This is a genomic window from Ramlibacter paludis (genome assembly GCF_022012305.1).
Lineage (GTDB): Bacteria > Pseudomonadota > Gammaproteobacteria > Burkholderiales > Burkholderiaceae_C > Ramlibacter > Ramlibacter paludis.
On record NZ_JAKLTM010000001.1, the window covers coordinates 770,308 to 789,096 of the forward strand.

At 69.2% G+C, this 18,789-nt stretch carries 16 protein-coding genes; 12 read left to right on the forward strand and 4 right to left on the reverse strand.

Features of this window, described 5'->3' with window-relative positions; all coding sequences use genetic code 11:
• Nucleotides 1-27 precede the first annotated feature (27 nt).
• From LZ009_RS04025 to LZ009_RS04045, 5 genes are read left to right on the forward strand one after another with little or no spacing between them, the layout of a single operon-like run.
• A complete protein-coding gene (locus tag LZ009_RS04025; protein WP_275696578.1) occupies nt 28-1,596 on the forward strand; it encodes an ABC transporter ATP-binding protein in 1,569 nt (522 codons plus the stop codon).
• Nucleotides 1,589-2,671 (forward strand): ABC transporter permease, encoded by a 1,083-nt coding sequence (locus LZ009_RS04030; protein WP_275696579.1) that lies wholly within the window; start codon nt 1,589-1,591, stop codon nt 2,669-2,671. The genes LZ009_RS04025 and LZ009_RS04030 overlap by 8 nt, the downstream gene beginning before the upstream one ends.
• Nucleotide 2,672: 1 nt before the next feature.
• On the forward strand, nt 2,673-3,593 hold the full coding sequence (locus LZ009_RS04035; protein WP_275696580.1) for an ABC transporter permease: 921 nt from the start codon (nt 2,673-2,675) through the stop codon (nt 3,591-3,593).
• Nucleotides 3,594-3,635: 42 nt separating this feature from the next.
• Nucleotides 3,636-4,799, forward strand: coding sequence for a BMP family ABC transporter substrate-binding protein (locus tag LZ009_RS04040; RefSeq protein ID WP_275696581.1), 1,164 nt, complete (start codon nt 3,636-3,638; stop codon nt 4,797-4,799).
• A gap of 53 nt (nt 4,800-4,852) precedes the next feature.
• Nucleotides 4,853-5,224, forward strand: coding sequence for a hypothetical protein (locus LZ009_RS04045; protein ID WP_275696582.1), 372 nt, complete (start codon nt 4,853-4,855; stop codon nt 5,222-5,224).
• 463 nt (nt 5,225-5,687) lie between these two features.
• On the opposite strand, the gene LZ009_RS04050 is transcribed toward LZ009_RS04045, so the two are convergent.
• Complete coding sequence (locus tag LZ009_RS04050) at nt 5,688-8,744, reverse strand: S8 family peptidase (RefSeq protein ID WP_275696583.1); 3,057 nt, start codon at nt 8,742-8,744, stop codon at nt 5,688-5,690.
• 253 nt (nt 8,745-8,997) lie between these two features.
• Here LZ009_RS04050 and LZ009_RS04055 point away from each other — a divergent pair, with 253 nt between their 5' ends.
• The 5 genes from LZ009_RS04055 to dcd all read left to right on the forward strand — a co-directional run bounded on the left by LZ009_RS04055 (nt 8,998) and on the right by dcd (nt 14,154).
• Nucleotides 8,998-9,975 carry an aromatic ring-hydroxylating dioxygenase subunit alpha gene (locus LZ009_RS04055; RefSeq protein ID WP_275696584.1) on the forward strand — a complete coding sequence of 326 codons (978 nt, stop codon included), beginning with the start codon at nt 8,998-9,000 and terminating at the stop codon, nt 9,973-9,975.
• A gap of 11 nt (nt 9,976-9,986) precedes the next feature.
• Nucleotides 9,987-11,021 (forward strand): adenosine deaminase, encoded by a 1,035-nt coding sequence (locus LZ009_RS04060; RefSeq protein ID WP_275696585.1) that lies wholly within the window; start codon nt 9,987-9,989, stop codon nt 11,019-11,021.
• Between the two features lie 65 nt (nt 11,022-11,086).
• Nucleotides 11,087-12,166, forward strand: a complete 1,080-nt coding sequence (locus tag LZ009_RS04065; protein ID WP_275696586.1) for a BMP family ABC transporter substrate-binding protein — start codon at nt 11,087-11,089, stop codon at nt 12,164-12,166.
• Nucleotides 12,167-12,268: 102 nt separating this feature from the next.
• Entirely contained in the window at nt 12,269-13,564 is a 1,296-nt protein-coding gene (gene guaD, locus LZ009_RS04070; RefSeq protein ID WP_275696587.1) for a guanine deaminase, read from the forward strand.
• A gap of 23 nt (nt 13,565-13,587) precedes the next feature.
• Nucleotides 13,588-14,154, forward strand: a complete 567-nt coding sequence (gene dcd, locus LZ009_RS04075) for a dCTP deaminase (protein ID WP_275696588.1) — start codon at nt 13,588-13,590, stop codon at nt 14,152-14,154.
• A gap of 6 nt (nt 14,155-14,160) precedes the next feature.
• Here dcd and LZ009_RS04080 read toward each other — a convergent pair whose 3' ends face one another.
• A complete protein-coding gene (locus LZ009_RS04080) occupies nt 14,161-14,934 on the reverse strand; it encodes a molybdate ABC transporter substrate-binding protein (RefSeq protein ID WP_275696589.1) in 774 nt (257 codons plus the stop codon).
• A gap of 375 nt (nt 14,935-15,309) precedes the next feature.
• Here LZ009_RS04080 and LZ009_RS04085 point away from each other — a divergent pair, with 375 nt between their 5' ends.
• Entirely contained in the window at nt 15,310-15,624 is a 315-nt protein-coding gene (locus tag LZ009_RS04085; RefSeq protein ID WP_275696590.1) for a hypothetical protein, read from the forward strand.
• Nucleotides 15,625-15,638: 14 nt separating this feature from the next.
• Entirely contained in the window at nt 15,639-15,956 is a 318-nt protein-coding gene (locus LZ009_RS04090) for a hypothetical protein (protein WP_275696591.1), read from the forward strand.
• A 101-nt stretch (nt 15,957-16,057) separates the two neighbouring features.
• On the opposite strand, the gene recJ is transcribed toward LZ009_RS04090, so the two are convergent.
• Together recJ and LZ009_RS04100 are read right to left on the reverse strand one after the other, a co-directional pair.
• A complete protein-coding gene (recJ, locus tag LZ009_RS04095) occupies nt 16,058-17,767 on the reverse strand; it encodes a single-stranded-DNA-specific exonuclease RecJ (RefSeq protein WP_275696592.1) in 1,710 nt (569 codons plus the stop codon).
• Nucleotides 17,764-18,714: a phosphoglycerate mutase gene (locus LZ009_RS04100; protein WP_275696593.1), complete on the reverse strand. Its 951-nt coding sequence runs from the start codon at nt 18,712-18,714 to the stop codon at nt 17,764-17,766. The genes recJ and LZ009_RS04100 overlap by 4 nt, the downstream gene beginning before the upstream one ends.
• Nucleotides 18,715-18,789: the final 75 nt, after the last annotated feature.

Below are 18,789 nucleotides of genomic sequence, written 5' to 3' on the forward strand. Positions count from 1 at the left end.
GGATGACAACCTCAGGAGACAAATCGAGTGAGCATCCCGCGACTCCAGCTCGCGCACATCACCAAGCGCTACCCCTCCGTGGTGGCCAACAGTGACGTGTCGCTGACCGTCCAGCCCGGCGAGACGCACGCCGTGCTGGGCGAGAACGGCGCCGGCAAATCGACGCTGATGAAGATCATCTACGGCGCCGTCAAGCCCGACGAAGGCAGCGTGCTCTTCAACGGCCAGCCGGTCCACATCCGCAACCCGCAGGAGGCGCGGGCGCTGGGCATCAGCATGGTGTTCCAGCACTTCAGCCTGTTCGACACGCTGACGGTGGCCGAGAACGTCTGGCTCGGCCTGGACAAGAGCCTGACGCTGAACCAGGTGACGCACAGCATCAGCGCCAAGGCGCGCGAGTACGGGCTGGACGTCGACCCGTCGCGGCCGGTGCACACGCTGTCGGTGGGCGAGATGCAGCGGGTGGAGATCATCCGCGCGCTGCTCACCAACCCCAAGCTGCTGATCCTCGACGAACCCACCTCGGTGCTGACGCCGCAGGCCGTCGAGAAACTGTTCGTGGTGCTGAAGCAGCTGGCCTCGGAAGGCTGCAGCATCCTCTACATCAGCCACAAGCTGCACGAGATCCGCGAGCTGTGCAACGCCTGCACCGTGATGCGCGCGGGCAAGGTGACCGGCGTGACCGATCCGCGCCGCGAGAGCAACGCCTCGCTGTCGCGCCTGATGATCGGCGCCGAGCCGCCGGCGCTGGAACACCACGAGCGCCAGCCCGGCGAGGTGGTGCTGGGCGTGAATGGCCTGACCCTGGCGCGCGAAGACCAGTTCGGCGTCGACCTCGACGGCATCACGCTGCAGGTGCGTTCCGGCGAAGTGGTCGGCATCGCCGGCGTCTCGGGCAACGGGCAGCGCGAACTGCTGTACGCGCTGTCGGGTGAAGACCGGCGCGCGGCGCCGGAGTCCATCCAGGTCGGCGGCCAGGCCGTCGGGCGCTTCGGGCCGGCGCGCCGGCGCCGCCTGGGCTTGCATTTCGTTCCGGAGGAGCGTCTCGGCCGCGGCGCCGTGCCTTCGCTGGGACTCGCGCACAACCTGCTGCTGACGCGCACCGAAGCGATCGGCAAGAGCGGCTGGATCGACGTCGGCGCGTTGAAGGCGCAGGCGGCCGACATCATCCGGCGCTTCAACGTCAAGGCCGGCGGGCCCGATGCCGCGGCGCGCTCGCTGTCCGGCGGCAACCTGCAGAAGTTCATCGTCGGCCGCGAGATCGACGCGAGGCCGAAGCTGCTGATCGTGTCGCAGCCGACCTGGGGCGTCGACGTCGGCGCGGCCGCGCAGATCCGCGGCGAGATCCTGGCCTTGCGCGACGAAGGCTGCGCCGTGCTGGTGGTGAGCGAGGAACTGGAAGAGCTGTTCGAGGTGTGCGACCGGCTGCACGTGATCGCGAAAGGCAGGCTCTCGCCGAGCGTCGACCGCGCGAAGGCGACGGTCACGCAGATCGGCGAGTGGATGAGCGGCTTGTGGGTGGTGAAGACCTTGCGTGAAGGGCCGCCGGCAACGCCGCGGCGTGAAGACAACCAGGAAGGCCAAGGCCATGTTTAAGCTCGAACCCCGTCCCGAAGCCTCCAGGTTCTGGAGCATGGCCTCGCCACTGCTGGCGCTGGCGATCACGGTGGTGCTGGGCGTGCTGCTGTTCGCGGCGCTGGGCAAGGACCCGATGCGCGGGCTGCAGGTGTTCTTCTGGGAGCCGATCTCCACCGGCTACCGCATCGGCGAACTGATGGTGAAGGCCACGCCGCTCCTGATCATCGCGCTGGGCCTGGCCGTGTGCTTCCGCTCCAACGTCTGGAACATCGGCGCCGAAGGCCAGTTCGTGATTGGCGCGGTGGTGGCCGGCGGCGTCGCGCTGCTGGCCGGCAAGGACACGAGCCGGCTGATCGTCGTTGCGATCCTGCTGGCGGGCGTGCTGGGCGGCATGGCCTGGGCCGCGATCACCGGCCTGCTGCGCGACAAGTTCAACGCCAACGAGATCCTGGTCAGCCTGATGCTGGTCTACGTGGCCACGTTGCTCCTGAACTATCTCGTGTTCGGGCCCTGGAAGGACCCGGCCGGCTACAACTTCCCGCAGACCAAGACCTTCGAGGCGGTGACGCAGATCCCCAAGCTGATGGCGGGCTCGCGCGTGAACATCGGCATCTTCCTCGCGTTGGGCGGCGTGGTGGCGCTGTGGATCTTCCTGTTCCGCACCCGCGCCGGCTTCGCGCAGCAGGTCGGCGGCCTCGCCCCGGCGGCGGCGCGCTATGCGGGCTTCTCCTCGCGCAAGGCGCTGTGGACGGCGCTGCTGATCTCCGGTGGTGCGGCGGGCCTCGCGGGCGCGCTGGAGGTCGCCGGCCCCATCGGCCAGCTCACGCCTTACGTCCCCGCCGGCTACGGCTTTGCCGCCATCATCGTGGCCTTCGTCGGCCGCCTGCACCCGGTGGGCATGGTGTTCTCCGCCATCCTCATGAGCATGTTCTACATCGGCGGCGAGCTGGCGCAGTCACGCCTGGGCCTGCCCAAGTCGCTGACCGGCGTGTTCCAGGGCCTGCTGCTGTTCACGCTGCTGGCCTGCGACACGCTGATGGCCTACCGCATCCGCTTCCTTCCCGGCGCGACGCCGGCCGTGAAAGGCGCCTGACATGGACAGCTACGCACTCCTGTTTGCCTCCATGCTCAATGCGGGCACGGTGCTCGCCCTCGCGGCGCTTGGCCTGTTGATCAACGAGAAGGCCGGCATCGTCAACCTCGGCGCCGAAGGCATGATGCTGTGCTCGGCGATCGCGGGCTTCGCCGCGGTGGTGGGCAGCGGCAACGACTGGATCGGCTTCGCGGCCGGCGCCGGCGCCGGCGCCTTGCTGGCGGCGATCTTCGGCCTGCTGGTGATCTGGCTGAACACCAACCAGTACGCCACGGGGCTCGCGCTGAGCCTCTTCGGCGCGGGCTTCTCGGCGTTCGCGGGCATCAAGTACGTGCAGGAGAAGCTGCCGGAGCGGCCGCACTTCTCGATCCCGCTGCTGGGCGACATCCCGGTGCTGGGGCCGGCGCTGTTCCGCCAGCACCCGATGGTCTACCTGGCGATCGCCCTGGTCGCCTGGCTGGTGTGGTTCCTGTACCGCTCGCGCACCGGCCTCGTGCTGCGTTCGGTCGGCGAGTCGCCCGAGTCGGCGCATGCGCTGGGCTACCCGGTGCGACGCATCCGCCTCGCGGCGGTGGTCGCCGGCGGCGCGCTGTGCGGCCTGGCCGGCGCCTACATCTCCATCATCTACACGCCGCTGTGGGTCGAAGGCATGGTGGCCGGCAAGGGCTGGATCGCGCTGGCGCTGACCACCTTCGCCACCTGGCGCCCGGCACGGGTGTTGCTTGGCGCCTACCTGTTCGGCGGCGTGACGATGCTGCAGTTTCACCTGCAGGGCATCGGCGTCGAAGTCCCGAGCGAGTTCCTGAACATGCTTCCCTACGTGGCGACCATCGTGGTGCTGGCCCTGATCTCGCGCAACCCGGCGTGGATCCGGATCAACATGCCGGCCTCCCTTGGAAAGCCGTTCTATCCCGGAACATAATCCTGCTTTTCACCCAAACGCCCTCCGAAGAAGGAATTGGCAATGACCGACCTGAAGAAACGTAACCTGCTCCAAGTTGCAGCCCTCGCGGCGGCCGTTGCCGGCCTGGCGGCCTGCAGCAAGACGGAGCCGCCGGCGCCCGCCCCGGCCCCCGCCCCGGCGGCCGCCGCGCCCGCGCCGGCCCCGGCCGCGCCCAAGCTGAAGATCGCCTGGGCCTACGTCGGCCCGGTCGGCGACGGCGGCTGGACCTTCGCCCACGACAACGGCCGCAAGGCGGTGGAGAAGGAGTTCGGCGACAAGGTCGAGACCAGCTTCGTCGAGAAGGTGCCCGAGTCGGCCGACGCCGAGCGCGTGATGCGCGACATGGTGAGCCAGGGCAACAAGCTGGTCTTCGGCACCACCTTCGGCTACATGGAGCCGATGCTGAAGGTCGCCGCCGACAGCAAGGACGTGAAGTTCGAGCACGCCACCGGCTACAAGACCGCCGACAACCTGCGCACCTACGACAGCCGCACCTACGAAGGCGCGTACATGGCCGGCGTCATTGCCGGCAGCATGACCAAGACCAACACGCTGGGCGTGGTCGGCTCGATCCCGATCCCGGAAGTGGTGCGCAACATCAACAGCTTCACGCTGGGCGCGCAATCGGTCAACCCGAAGGTCAAGACCAAGGTCGTGTGGGTCGGCGACTGGTTCAATCCGCCGAAGGAAACTGAAGCGGCCACCGCGCTGATCAACGGCGGCGCCGACGTGCTGATGCAGAACACCGACTCGTCGGCCGTGCTGCAGACCGCCGAGAAGATGGGCAAGCGCGCCTTCGGCTGGGACAGCGACATGAGCAGCTACGGTCCCAAGGCCCACCTGGGTTCGGCCGTCATCAACTGGGCCCCGTACTACATCAAGGCCGTGCGTGACGTGCTGGAGAACAAGTGGGCCACCGGCCAGAGCTGGTGGGGCGTGAAGGAAGGCGCCATCGACTTCGTCTCCGTGGCCGCCGACGTGCCGGACGCCGCCAAGAAGAAGCTCGACGAAGTGAAGGCCGGCCTGAAGGACGGCACGCTGCAGATCTGGAAGGGCCCGATCGCCGACAACACCGGCAAGGAAGTGCTGGCCAAGGACGCCGTCGGCGACGACAAGTTCCTGGGCGGCGTGAACTTCTACGTCAAGGGCGTCGAAGGCAAGGTGCCGGGCGGCGAGAAGAAGTAAAGCGGGGCGTGCGCGGGCTCCGGCCCGCGGCACGCCGCAACATAATGGTGGCCATGATCAGACCCTTGATCGTGGCCATTTTTCTTCCTGCCTGCGCCGTGGCGCCGGCCGGCACCGGCCTGCCACCGGCCGCGATGGGCGCGCCCGCGTCCGTGATCGAAGCTGCGCGCAGCGATGCCGCCAAGCGCTCCGGGCTGGCTGCCAGGCAACTGCAGGTGGTGAGCGCCGAAGCCGTCACCTGGCCCGACGGCGGCCTCGGCTGCCCGCGCAAGGGCATGCTCTATCCCCAGGCACAAGTACCCGGGTACCGGGTGAAGCTGCGCGTCGGCAAGGAAGTGTGGGACTACCACGCGAGCGAGCGCGGCAACGTGCAGCTGTGCGCGCCGGGGCAGTCGCAGGAGCCCGCGCCGGGCGGGCGGAACTGAAGCACTGGTCGGGGTCAGGGTGTCTTCCAGGGGCGTCGCAGCGGGCAGTGCGCGGTGCAGGCCCGCTGGGGCGTCGGTCGGCGGCTTCGCGCGCCGACTCCCCTGAAAGGCCGGTCCCGCCGGCGTAGCGAGGCACAACTCGTTGAGTTTTTGTCCGCTGCGCGGCCAAAAACTCCACTCAAACAGGTGCCTCGTCAGCATGAAACATACGCGCGGCTCGATTCGCTGACGCTCTCGTAGCCGTGCTCCGCCGGCGGGACCGGCCACCTGCCCCCCCGAAAAAAAGCCAGAGCTTTTTTCCGGGGACCCCGCAGGTCAGGCGACTGCCCCTTCATGCGGGCCTGCACCGCGCACTGCCCGCTGCGACGTCGAGCAGTCGGTGGCATCCCCGCAGCCAAAGAAAAACGGGGCCCATGGGCCCCGTTTGTTCCTTGGAAGGCCGCTTGCGCGGCCCTGCGTTCGATCAGGGATCGACGCGGACGATCGTCGGGTTCGGCAGGCCGGTGGCGCCGCCGTAGACCACGGAGCCCATGTACTTCGTACCGGCCGCGAGGCTGTTGGTCGTGATCGTGATCGCGCCCGTCTGGCCGGTGACCGCCGTTGCCGGCGCGCTCACGGTCATGTTGCCCGCGGCAGCCGTGCCCAGCACCCAGCTGTACAGGTTGAAGCTCGCCGCGCCCGAGGGCACCGCGAAGCCCACCACGCGAACGCGGTAGGTGTCGGCCGCCGGGTTGCGGATGTTGACTTCTTCCTGCGCGGTGGAGCCGCCGCTGGAGCCGACCAAGGTGCCGGCGGAGTTGTAGACCTCCATGTCGATGTCGCTCGCCTGGCTGACATCGCTGTCGAACGTCGAGAAGCGCACGTGCGACATGCCGGCCGGGACGGTGACCAGGAAGTCCGCCGTGCCGTCGGTCGCCACCGAGCCGGACGCCTTGACCGCGGGCACGAGGCCGCGCGCCGTGGCGCTGAACGCACCGTCGTAGCCGAAGGTCACGTTGTAGCTGCCCGTGACTTCCGCCGGAGCGCCCAGGGCGACCGGGCGCGCCACCATCGGCACGCGCACCTTGTGGGTGCCGTCGGTCAGCGTCAGCTGGCCGCCGCCGTAGGCGTTCAGGGCTGCGGACGTGCGCGTGATGGTCACGGTGACGTTCTTCGTCTGGCCGGGGGCGATCACCAGGCTGGCCGGGGCGACGGCGACGGTGAAGCCGGCCATGCCCGTGTAGCTGGCCGTGTAGGTGGCCGAGCTGTTGCTGACGTTGGTGACCCGGCGCGTGATCGTCTGCGTGCCCGGCAGGGCGCCCAGCGCGATCGAGGCGACGTTCATGTTGGTCGGGTCGACCACCGGGATGCCGTTGGCCGCGCAGTACGAGGCCGGCAGCTGGGTGCCGCACAGGAAGCCGATCCAGTCCACGATGTTCGAGTCGAACACCAGGCCCGGGTCGAGCGCCGCGGACGGCTTCACGTGGCCCGCGCCCTGGCGGAAGATCACCAGCGGGTTGGTGTTCGGGCCATCCAGCACGTCACCGGCCGTGGTCATCAGCGCCGACTTGATCGCCATGGGCGACCACGAGGGGTTCAGCTGCTTGAACAGCGCCGCGATGCCGGCGATGTGCGGGCTGGACATCGAGGTGCCGCTGTACAGGTCGAAGTTGCGGCCACCGTTGCCGGGAGGCGCCACGGCAGCCAGGATGTCCTGGCCGGGGGCGATGATGTCCGGCTTCAGCACGCTGCCACCGGCGGCCAGGGACGGGCCACGCGAGGAGAACGAAGCGGTGAAGGGCGCGGCCGCGCTGAAGTCCAGCGTGGACTGGGAGATCGCCGCGGTGGCGCCGGTCGTCGCGGCATAGGCCTTGACGGCGGTGCGCGCGGTGTCGGCGATGTGCACGGTGGGAACCACGTGGTAGTCGGCGTTCAGCGTGTTGGGGCTGGTGTTGACCAGCACCATGCCGATGCCGCCGGCTTCCTGCACCGCCAGGCTCTTGTTCACGCGGTCGTTGGTGCCGCGGTCGCACAGCACGATCTTGCCGGACACCTTGGCGGGGTCGAGCACCGGGGCGCCGGCCCAGGACGTCGAGAAGCACAGGCGGGCCGCGGTCGGGTCGGCGCCGGGCAGGGCGGCGGCTTGCGAGTCGATGAACGCGCCGGAGACGGCGTTCGCGGCCAGCGAGGCGCCGGTGTAGACCGCGCCGTTGCCCAGCGTGACCGTGCCGATGGCGGCGCGGTTGTGGGTGCCGGCAGCCACCGTGGTCAGCCAGGGGCTGGGGTGGGCGACGGTGCTGACCGTGGGGCCGCTGTTGCCGGCGGACGTGGCGACGAAGACGCCGGCGTCGGCCGCATACATGAAGGCGATTTCCACCGGGTCACGGAAGTTGGTGGTGCTGCCGCTGATCGAGAAGTTGATCACGTCGACGCCGTCGGCGATGGCCTGCTCGATGGCGGCCACGCTGTCGGAGCCGAAGCAGCCGCCGCCAAGGGCGGTTTCGGACCAGCACACCTTGTAGACGGAGATGCGGGCGCGCGGAGCCATGCCGCTGATCTTGCCGAAGGGCGCGGCCGGACCGGTGACGGTGACGCCGCTGTTGCCGCCGGCGGTGCTGGCGGTGTGCGTGCCGTGGCCGCCCCAGTCACGCGGCGAATTGAATTCGCCGGTGGGTCCCCAGCGCTCCATCACGCCGGCGTTGCCGCCGAAGCCGGAGTTGTAGTAGCGGGCGCCAATCAGCTTCTGATTGCACATGCTGTTGTTGAACTGGTCGCCGTTGATGCACTTGCCCTTCCAGCCCGGGATGTTCTGGTAGGAGAGCTTGCCATCCTGCGTCTCGTTGCCGTTGGTGCCGGTGCGGTCGCTGAAGCTTTCCGATTCCGGCCAGATGCCGGAGTCGACCATGCCGATCACCACGCCTTCGCCGGTGGCGCCCGTCTTGGCCCAGAAACCGGTGGAGCCCGCCAGGCCCAGGAAGCTGGGGGTGGACGCGGTGTCCATCTGGCGCAGTTCGTCCTTGGTCACGGAGACGACGCCCTTGGTTGCGGCGAGCTTCTGCGCCTGCGCATCCGTCAGTTCGGCGGCGAAGCCGTTGAAGACGTAGCCATAGCTATACAGCTTGCGGGCATTGCCCACCTTCTGCAGCGCGGCGTCGTGCTTGCTGGCCAGGTGCGCGATGTAGTTCGCGACGGCCGGCGACTCGGAGTCGAGCTTCTGGCCCTTGGAAGGCTTGGTCGCCTTCAGGCCGGGCGTGCGCCCGTCGTAGGCCGAGGCCGGCAGTTCGTCCATCTGCACGATGTACGCCCTGTTGGTGGCCGGGGCCGCGTTGCCGCGCCGGGTGCCACGGTCGCTGTCCACCGGCTGGCTGGTGACCTCGCCGGTCGCGGCAGCCTGGGACTGGACGTCGGCCATGAGCGCCGTGCCGGATTGCGCCGAGGCGCTGGGGGCTGGCGAGTCCGAGCCCCCACCGCAGGCGGCGAGCAAGGCTGCCGCGAGCAGGGAGACGATTGCAAGCGGGCGCTTGCGCGAAACGGGGATCATCGAGATATCTCCTTGGTCATACCGTGCCGGCCGCCTTGTGGGCATCCGGCTCGTGGGAGGCTGGAATGTTTTGACACCGATGGACGGAGCCCAAAAAAGGATGGGCGGCGGCCGGGACACATTCCGTCACGCCAAAGTTCCCGCGTCAATGGGGCCTAGCCGAGCTTGGCGAGTAACTTTCTGTACCGCGCCCCGAAGTAAGCTCCAACCCCTAGGGACCTACCCGAAGATCGACTGATCGGATGAAGACAAGATGATAGAAAAGCAGCACTGGCACCCCGTCGCCTCGCTGGATGCGCTGGGCGATGCCCCCCTGCCCGTGCGCCTGCTGGAAGAAGACCTGGTGCTCTGGCGCGATGCCGCCGGTGCCCTCCACGCCTGGCCGGACCGGTGCCCGCACCGCGGCGCGCGGCTGTCCCTGGGCCGCGTGTGCGGCGACCGCCTCGAGTGCGCGTACCACGGCTGGCAGTTCGACGCGAAAGGCCAGTGCGTGCAGGTGCCGGCGCTGCCCGGCTTCGTGCCGCCTGCCGGCCACCGCGTGGCTTCCTTCGACGTGCAGGCCGCCCATGGACTTGCCTGGGTGCGGCTGGCGGGCAGCCGCGACGTGCTGCCGGCTTTCGCGGCGGAGGACGATGCGCGCCTGCGCAAGCTGAATTGCGGGCCGTACGAGGTGGCCACCAGCGCGCCGCGCGTGGTGGAAAACTTCCTCGACCTCTCGCACTTCGCCTTCGTGCACGAAGGCTGGCTGGGCGCGCGCGGGGCGGCGGCCATCGACGATTACGTCGTGGAAGAAACCCCCACCGGCCTGCGTGCGACGCAGTGCCGGGCCTGGCAGCCGCAGTCCAACCTGCATTCGACCGCGCCCGCGCAGGTGGAATACACCTACGAGGTCACCGACCCTTATGCGGCGGTGCTGACCAAGATCCCGGAGGCGGGCAGCGTGGCGGTGCCGGACTGGCGCGAAGCGATCGCGCTCTTCATCTGCCCGGTCGAGCCCGAACGCTCGCTGGTGTGGTTCCGCCTGGCGGTCGCGGACTTCGAATCGGGCGACGAGAAGCTGCGCGCCTTCCAGGACACCATCTTCCGCCAGGACCAGCCGGTGCTGGAATCGCAAAGCCCCAAGCGCCTGCCGCTGGACCCGCGGGCCGAGTTGCACAGCGCGGCCGACCGCGCGTCCTCGGCCTACCGGCGCTACCTCGCGCGCATGGCCATCACCTTCGGAGTCACCTGATGCCGCCCGCAATGCCTAACGACGTTCCCGCCGCCCGCCTGCCGGCCCTGCTGGCCGCGATGCCCAAGGCCGAACTGCACATCCACATCGAAGGCTCGCTGGAGCCGGAACTGATCTTCCAGCTGGCGCAACGCAATGGCGTCGCCCTGCCTTATGCCAGCGTCGACGAACTGCGCAAGGCGTATGCCTTCACCAACCTGCAAAGCTTCCTGGACATCTACTACGCCGGCGCCAGCGTGCTGCTGCAGGAGCAGGACTTCTACGACATGGCGTGGGCCTACCTGCTGCGCGCGCAGGCCGACAACGTGCTGCGCGCCGAGCTTTTCTTCGACCCGCAGACGCACACGGCGCGTGGCGTTCCCATGGAGACCGTGATCCAAGGCCTGCATCGCGCCTGTACCGATGCGCGCATCCAGCTCGGGGTCGATGCCGAACTGATCCTGTGCTTCCTGCGCCACCTGAGCGAGGCCGAGGCTTTCGCGACGCTGGAGCAGGCGCTGCCCTGGCGCGACCTCTTCATCGGCGTCGGCCTCGACTCGAGCGAACTGGGCCATCCGCCGGAGAAGTTCGCCCGCGTGTTCGCGAAGTGCCGGCAACTGGGGCTGCACCTCGTCGCGCATGCCGGCGAGGAAGGCCCCCCGGCCTACGTGTGGGCAGCGCTCGACGTGCTGAAGGTGGAGCGCATCGACCACGGCGTGCAGTCCGTGCACGACCCGGCGCTCATGCAGCGGCTGGTGCGCGACCGCATCCCGCTCACGGTGTGCCCGCTGTCGAACCTGAAGCTGTGCGTGTTTCCCAAGCTGGCCGACCACAACCTGCGGCAGCTGCTCGACGCCGGCGTGGTGGCGACCGTGAACTCCGACGACCCGGCCTACTTCGGCGGCTACCTGAACGAGAACTTCCTCCAGACCTTTGCCGCCACCGGCATGGACGCGCGCCACGCCTACCGGCTCGCGGCCAACAGCTTCGAAGGCAGCTTTGCGCAAGCGGACGCGAAGCAAAGGTACAGGGACCGGCTCGACGCCGTGTTCGCCGCGCACGGTTAAAATCGGCCCACAGGTCGTCGCCCCGGCGGCCTTTTTCTTTTCCCGGGGCCATGTAGAGGAACACCATGTACAAAAACCTCGCAGCCGCCGGCATGGCGGCCGCCTTGTTTTTCTCCCCCCTTTCCCACGCGCAGAAGGCGAGCGAGCCCCTCAAGGTCGGCTTCGTCTATGTCGCGCCCGTCACCGACGCGGGCTGGGTGCACCAGCATGAAGAGGCGCGCCAGGCCGTGCAGGCCGCCTTCGGCAAGCGCGTGCAGACCAGCTTCGTCGAGAACGTGGCCGAGGGCGCCGATGCCGAACGCGTCATCCGCGACCTCGCCGCCACCGGCCACAAGCTGATCTTCACTCCCAGCTTCGGCTACATGGAGCCCACCCTGAAGGTGGCGAAGGACTTCCCCGACGTGAAGTTCGAGTCGGTCACGGGCTACAAGACCGCGGCCAACGTCGCGACCGCCAACGCGCGCTACTACGAGGGCCGCTATCTCGCCGGCGTCGCCGCCGGGCGCCTGAGCAAGACCCATGTGGCGGGTTACGTGGCCGGCTTCCCGATTCCCGAAGTGCTGCAGGGCATCAATGCCTTCACGCTGGGCATGCGTTCGGTCGACCCGAAGGCGCAGGTCAAGGTGGTGTGGATCAACACCTGGTTCGACCCGGCCCGGGAACGCGAAGCGGCCATGACCCTGATGAACCAGGATGCCGACGTACTGGCCTTCCACACCGCCTCCACCGCCGTGATGGCGGCCGCCCAGGAACGCGGCAAGCTGGCCATCGCCTACCACTCGGACATGCGCAAGGCCGCGCCCGATGCGCAGGTTCTGGCCGTCACCCACCAGTGGGCCGACTATTACCAGCGCCGCACGCAGGCTGCGCTGGACGGCAGCTGGAAGAGCGGCAACGTCTGGGGCGGGGTGAAGGAAGGGATGATCCGGGTCGGCTGGTTCGGCCCCAAGGTGCCGCAGGCCGTGCAGGCCGAAGTGCTGCAGCGGCAGAAGGACATCGCCGCCGGCAAGCTCGTCCCCTTCGCCGGCCCCATCGCCGACAACGAAGGCCACGAGGTGCTGGCCAAGGGCAAGGCAATGACGGACGACCAGATACTGAATATGAACTTTCTCGTATCGGGCGTGCAGGGGAAGATCGCAAAATGACGCCTGGACGCCCGCCGGGCGTTCACGTGTCATCCCGGCCTTGAGCCGGGATCCACGGCTTGAACTTCTGGATGCCGGGTCAAGCCCGGCATGACAAGCCTCATGCAAGCATTCCGCGCCGCCCTCCTGCGTTTCGCCGACGACGGCTCGGCCCTCTACGACGAGGACGGCCTGCTCGTCGTCGGCCCCGATGCACAGGGCCGCAAGGTGGTGCGCGCGGCCGGCTCGCATGCGGCGCTGCACGGCAACTATCCCGGTGTCCGCATCGAGCACCTGCCCGGCAAGATCATCGCGCCCGGCTTCATCGACCTGCACGTCCACTTTCCGCAGACCGACGTGATCGGCTCGCCGGCCGAGGGCCTGCTGCCCTGGCTGGAGAACTACACCTTCCCGCACGAAGCGCGCTTTGCCGACGCGGCCTACGCGCGCGGCGTTGCCTCCGTCTTCCTCGACGAGCTGCAGCGCAACGGCGTCACCACCGCGCTGGCCTTCTGCACTTCGCACCCGCATTCGGTCGACGCGCTGATGGAGGAGGCGGAGCGGCGCGGCCTGCGGCTGATCGCCGGCAAGGTGCTGCAGGACCGGCATTCGCCCGACGGCGTGCGCGACGAGACCGAGCAGTCGCTGGTCGACACCGAAGCCCTGATCCGCCGCTGGCACAAGAAAGGCCGCCTCGGCTACGCCATCACGCCGCGCTTCGCGCCCAGCTGCAGCGAGGCGCAATTGCGCGGCGCCGGCGAGCTGGCCGCGCGCTACCCGGACACATGGATCCAGTCGCACGTGGCCGAGAACAAGGACGAGATCCGCTGGGCGCGCGAGCTGTTCCCGCAGTCGCGCAGCTACCTCGCGGTCTACCAGGACTTCGGGCTGATGCGCGAGCGCGCCATCTACGCCCATTGCATCCACTTCGACGACGAAGACCGCCTGCTGATGCGCGACACCGGCGCCGCCGCGGCCGTGAGCCCCACCAGCAACCTGTTCCTGGGCAGCGGCTTCTTCGACTACGAGGGCGCGCGCCGGATCGGCTTTCGCCATGGCCTGGCCAGCGACGTCGGCGGCGGCACCAGCTTCTGCCCCTTCCACACCATGCTGGCCGCGTACTACGTCGGCCGCGAAGGGCAGACCAAGCCGGGGCTCAGCCTGTCGCCGCAGAACCTGTGGTGGCAGCACACCGCCGGCGCGGCGCAGGCGCTGGGCCTCGAAGGCGTGGTGGGCAACCTGCAGCCGGGTTGCGAGGCCGATTTCGTGGTGATCGATCCCGCCGCCACGCCGCTGCTGGCGCGCAAGACCGCGAACGCGCGCGACCTCGACGAGCTCCTGTTCTCGCTGATCGTGCTGGGGGACGACCGCGCCATAGACCGGGTCGTGATCGAAGGGGCCGCCGCGGCGGCCCCCTAGAATGGCGGCCCAGGAGTGCCCCAATGACGATCAAGAGCGACAAGTGGATCCGCAGGATGGCCGAACAGCACGGCCTGATCGATCCTTTCGAGCCCGGCCAGGTGCGCCAGGTGGAGGGCCGCCGCGTCATCAGCTACGGAACCTCGAGCTACGGCTACGACATCCGCTGCGCGCCGGAATTCAAGGTCTTCACCAACATCCACAGCACGGTGGTGGACCCGAAGAACTTCGACGAGAAGAGCTTCGTCGACTTCCACGACGACGTCTGCATCATCCCGCCCAACAGCTTCGCGCTGGCGCGCACGCTGGAGTACTTCCGCATCCCGCGCAACGTGCTGACCATCTGCCTGGGCAAGAGCACCTACGCGCGCTGCGGCATCATCGTCAACGTCACGCCCTTCGAGCCGGAGTGGGAAGGCTACGTGACGCTGGAGTTCTCGAACACCACGCCGCTGCCGGCGAAGATCTACGCCGGCGAAGGCTGCGCGCAGGTGCTGTTCTTCGAGAGCGACGAGGAGTGCGAGACCAGCTACAAGGACCGGGGCGGCAAGTACCAGGGGCAGTCGGGCGTCACGCTGCCCAAGGCCTGAGGGCCTTCAGGGCGCAGTGAAGCCGCTCGCGCGCCAGGCCGATTGCGCCGCCGGCGTCGCCAGGAATTCCAGCAGGGCCACGGCGGCACCGCTGCCGCTTGCGAGCGCAGCGCCATAGCCCGTGGCCTGCGCATGCGGCGCGGGCAGGCCGCCGACGAAGCGCACGCCTTGCGCCGCCATGATCTCGCTCGACTGGCTCACGCCCAGCGCGAACTTGCCGGCCGCCACCGCGTTGATCACGTCGACGCCGAAAGGCAGCACGGTGAGTCGGGGGGCGAGCTCCGCGCGCAGGTCGAGCGCATCGAGCACCTTCGCGAAGTGCGTGCCGGCGGTGGCGCCGCGCGCGGGATCCGCATAGGCGATGCTGGGCGCGGCCTGCAAGGCGGCGCGCAGGTGTGCCGCATCGGAGATGTCCGGCAGCGGTGACGTGCCCGCAGGCGCGGCCAGCGCCACGACGACGCGGCCGATGCCGACCGCTGCGCGCGGCTGCAGGCGATCCGCCACGCGCAGCTGCTGCAAGGCGGCGTCGCTCAGGACGACGAGGTCGGCGACTGCGCCCGGCGCGGCCTGCAGCACGCGATCGCGTTGCGTGCCCACGGTGTCGTAGCCCGCACGCAGCGTGTGGCCGCTGGCGCGCTCGAACGCGGGCGCGATTTCCTCGAGGGCATGCTTGGCCGCGCCGGCAGCGAGTACGCGCACTTCATCCGCGTGCGCGCCCGTTGCCGGGAACGCCAGGGCGGCGACGAGAAAACAGGCCTGCCAAAGTTTTTTTCGTGTCATCCATTTGGAGGTCTGCGCGACCCCTCCACGTGTGCGCTCGCTTCGCGCGGTCTACGGTCGAGCAAGCTCGCTGCACGTGCATGGTGCGTCGTCAGCGCGCGCTCGCGGTTGCCGCGCAACATCTTCGCCGCTTGTGCACGGTCGTGCCAGCAAGGATTGAGCGTTTCCGTCCACGCCGCGCAACACCGCGGTCGCCGCTTGCGGGTTTTCCAGAACGGGCGACGCGCGGACATGCGCGCGTCACCCAATGGGTGTTTCATGGCTCCAATCGTCGGTGCCTGAGCCGAAGAGCTACTGTCCTACATCAAGTCGCGCACCCGCCACTGGCGTGGCCATTCGCGCAGGAATACGATGACTGCAAAGAGGTACCCCGCCATGCCTGCCATCACCGCCGTCACGCATGAAGAGCAACAGCCGCCGCTCGAGCGCAACCGATTGTTCTGGACGATGGTGGGCGCGCTGGTGCTGCTGCAGCTCGTGGCCTTCTGGATGGTGTGCAGCCACCAGGTGCGCCAGGCCGAAGTGCGCGACAACGCCGTCGCCGTGCAGCAGATGGCCCTTTCGGACTGCCTGCAGTACATCCCCGGCTCGACGATCGCCAGCTGCAGCAACCAGCTCGAACACGCCAAGGCGGTCCAGCCCGCAACCCCGGTGACCGGCGCCATGCCGGTCAGCTACACCTACCGCTGAAGCAGGAGTCCGCCATGGACTCGCAGCCGCTTCCCCTGTCGCCCGAGGAGCCCGGCCTTGCGCCGCAGGACTCCGTCTTCGATGCGCCGGACGATGCGGCCCACGCGCGCTATTGCCCCATGGAATTGCTGGCCTGCTTCGCCCTGCTGATGGCGGGGCATGGCCGCTGCGTCAACACCGACATGATGCTGGGCGACGGCGAGTACGCGATGTGGCAACTGTCGTGTGCCAAGGCGATGGACGATGCGGAGCTCGGCGACGTCGCGATGCGCCTGGCGGGCTACTTCGACGATCCGCGGCATTCGGCGACGCCGATGCTCGGCACCGCGTAATCGTCATTCCCGCGAAGGCGGGAATCCAGAGCTTCCAGGACCCCGCGCAGCGGGGTCTTTCAATTCGGGCGCCCTGGATCCCCGCCTGCGCGGGGATGACGTCAAAATTCCGCGGCTTCCACCAGGAAGCGCACCCGCCGCACCCCTTGCCACTCGTCCGCATCGAGGCGGAAAGCGATCTTCACGCGTGCTGGCAGCGGTTCGGTGCGGCCGAACCACATGCCGTCCACCGGCTGGCCCTGGTGCTTCAGCTTCAGCGCCAGGTGTTTCTCGCCCACCAGCTTCTGCGACAGCACTTCCACCTCTTCGCTGAACACCGGCGCGGCAAAGCCCTGGCCCCAGACTTCCGCGTGCAGCGTGTCGACGAGATCGGCGCGCCGGTATTCGGGTGCGAGCGGGCCGTCCGTGTGCAGCCGCCGCAGCAGTGTCGGCGCATCCAGCCATTCCTGCGCCACCTGCGCCAGCGCCTGCTCGAAGACGTCCAGGTGCTCCTCGGCCACCGTGCAGCCTGCGGCCATCGCGTGCCCGCCGAACCGCAGCAGCACGCCGGGATGGCGCTTGGCCACCAGGTCGAGCGCGTCGCGCAGGTGGAAGCCGGGGATGGAACGCCCCGAGCCTTTCAGCTCGTGCTCCTTGCCTGGCGCCTGGCTCGCGGCGAAGACGAAGGTCGGCCGGTGCAATTTGTCCTTGATGCGCGAAGCCACGATGCCGACCACGCCTTCGTGGAAGTCCGGGTCGAACACGCAGATCGCGGGCGGCGGCTCGTCGCCTTCCTCGAACAGCGATTCGGCGATCTCCATCGCCTGCTCGCGCATGTCGCCCTCGATCTCGCGCCGTTCTCGGTTGATCCCGTCCAGCGTGCGCGCCAGTTCGTCGCCGCGCGCCGCGTCGTCGGTCAGCAGGCATTCGATGCCCAGCGTCATGTCCGAGAGGCGACCGGCCGCATTGATGCGCGGCCCCAGTGCAAAGCCGAAGTCGAAAGTGGTTGCCGCCTGCGGCTTGCGGGCCGCGACGCCGAACAGGCTGGCCAAGCCGCAGGGCAGGGCGCCCGCGCGGACGCGCTTCAGGCCCTGCGCCACGAGGCGGCGGTTGTTGGCATCGAGCTTGACGACGTCGGCCACCGTGCCGAGCGCCACCAGGGGCAGCAGTGCGTCGAGCCGCGGCTGGCTGGCCGCATCGAAGGCGCCGCGCGTGCGCAATTCGGCGCGCAGCGCCAGCAGCACGTAGAACATCACGCCGACGCCGGCGATCGACTTGCTCTCGAACGCGCAGCCGGGCTGGTTGGGGTTCACCACCAGCGCGCCTTCGGGCAGCGTGGGGCCGGGCAGGTGGTGGTCGGTCACCAGCACCTCGAGGCCGAGCGCGCGCGCGGCCGCCACGCCATCGATGCTGGCGATGCCGTTGTCCACCGTCACCAGCAGCTCGGCGCCGCGTTCCTTCACGCGGCGCGCGATCGGCGGCGTGAGGCCGTAGCCGTCGACCACGCGGTCCGGCACCAGGTAGTCAACGTGCTGCGCGCCCAGCAAGCGCAGGCCGCGCAGCGCCACGGCGCAAGCGGTGGCGCCGTCGCAGTCGTAGTCGGCCACGATGCAGATCCGGCGGCCGGCGGCGATGGCGTCGGCCAGCAGGCGCGCGGCCTCGGGCACGTTCTTCATCGAATCGGGCGGCAGCAGTTTGGCGAGGCCGTTGTCCATTTCGTCCTGCCCGAGGACACCGCGCGCCGCATACAGGCGGGCCAGCAGCGGATGGATGCCGGCCTGCTCCAGCGCCCAGGCCGCGCGCGGCGGCACGTCGCGGGTGACGATCTTCATAGGGCCCCCAGCAAGGCGGCCGGCGCGGGCCTGGAGAACAAGGCGGTGAAGCGCTGCCAGGCGCCGGCGCTGCCCGAGACCCAGCTGCGCGCATGGGCGTCGCCGCACAGCGTGAGGCGCACCGGCCGGCCCGCGTCCAGCTCCTCCAGCAGCTGGGCGCATTCGCGCGCATCGAGCTGCTGCCAGGCGGCTCGCCAGGCCGCGGGGTCGCCTTGCAGTGCGGCTTCGCGCAAGGACTGGGGCAGGCGCAGGCCGGCCGGCGGCGTCGCAGCACCCTCCGCGACATTGGCCGGGAGGGCCCCGCTGCCCGAAGCCCAGAAGGAGTTCACCGGCAACAAGCCGCCGCGCTGGCGGGCATCGTTGAGCGGCAGCGTGTACAGCAGCATCTGCATTTCCTGTTGCAGCCGGCGCAGCGGGCGCCCGGGGGCCCCGGCCGGCATCCAGCCGTCGATGGTGCGGCCGCCCACGCGGTCGAGCGAGGCGGTCGGCAGCTTGCGAAAGAGCTCGCCGCGCGCCAGCCAGCGCAGCGGCGCCTGGTAGTGCAGGGTGATGCCGTCCTCCGCGAAATAGGGTTCCATGGCGGACAGCAGCGTCCGCGAATCGACGCCGTCCAGCGCGAGAGCGGCCGCAGGGGCCATCTCGACGTGGTCGCGCCCCACGCGCCAATGGCTGGGGGTGATCCAGGCCCAGCCCGCGCCTTCGGCGCCTTCCAGGCCGTCCTGGCGCGCCTGCCAGGCGGCCAGGGGGATCAGGCCGTCGGTTGCGGTTTCCAGGCCCCAGGCGCGGGCCAGGGCGCGCTCGTGGGGCATCGACAGGCTGTCGGGCGCGCCCGTGTCCGCGCCGTCCTCGCGCAGGCGGGCCAGCAACCGCTGCAGGTTGGGCAACTGGAGGCCGGCCAAGGCCTCGGGGGAGCCGCCGGGAGGGCTGCCGGCGAAGGGAACAAGCAAGTGGACACCGTCTGACACAGCCGTATTGTCGGGGATGCCACAATGCCCGCCGATGCATAAATCCCTGCTCTAGGC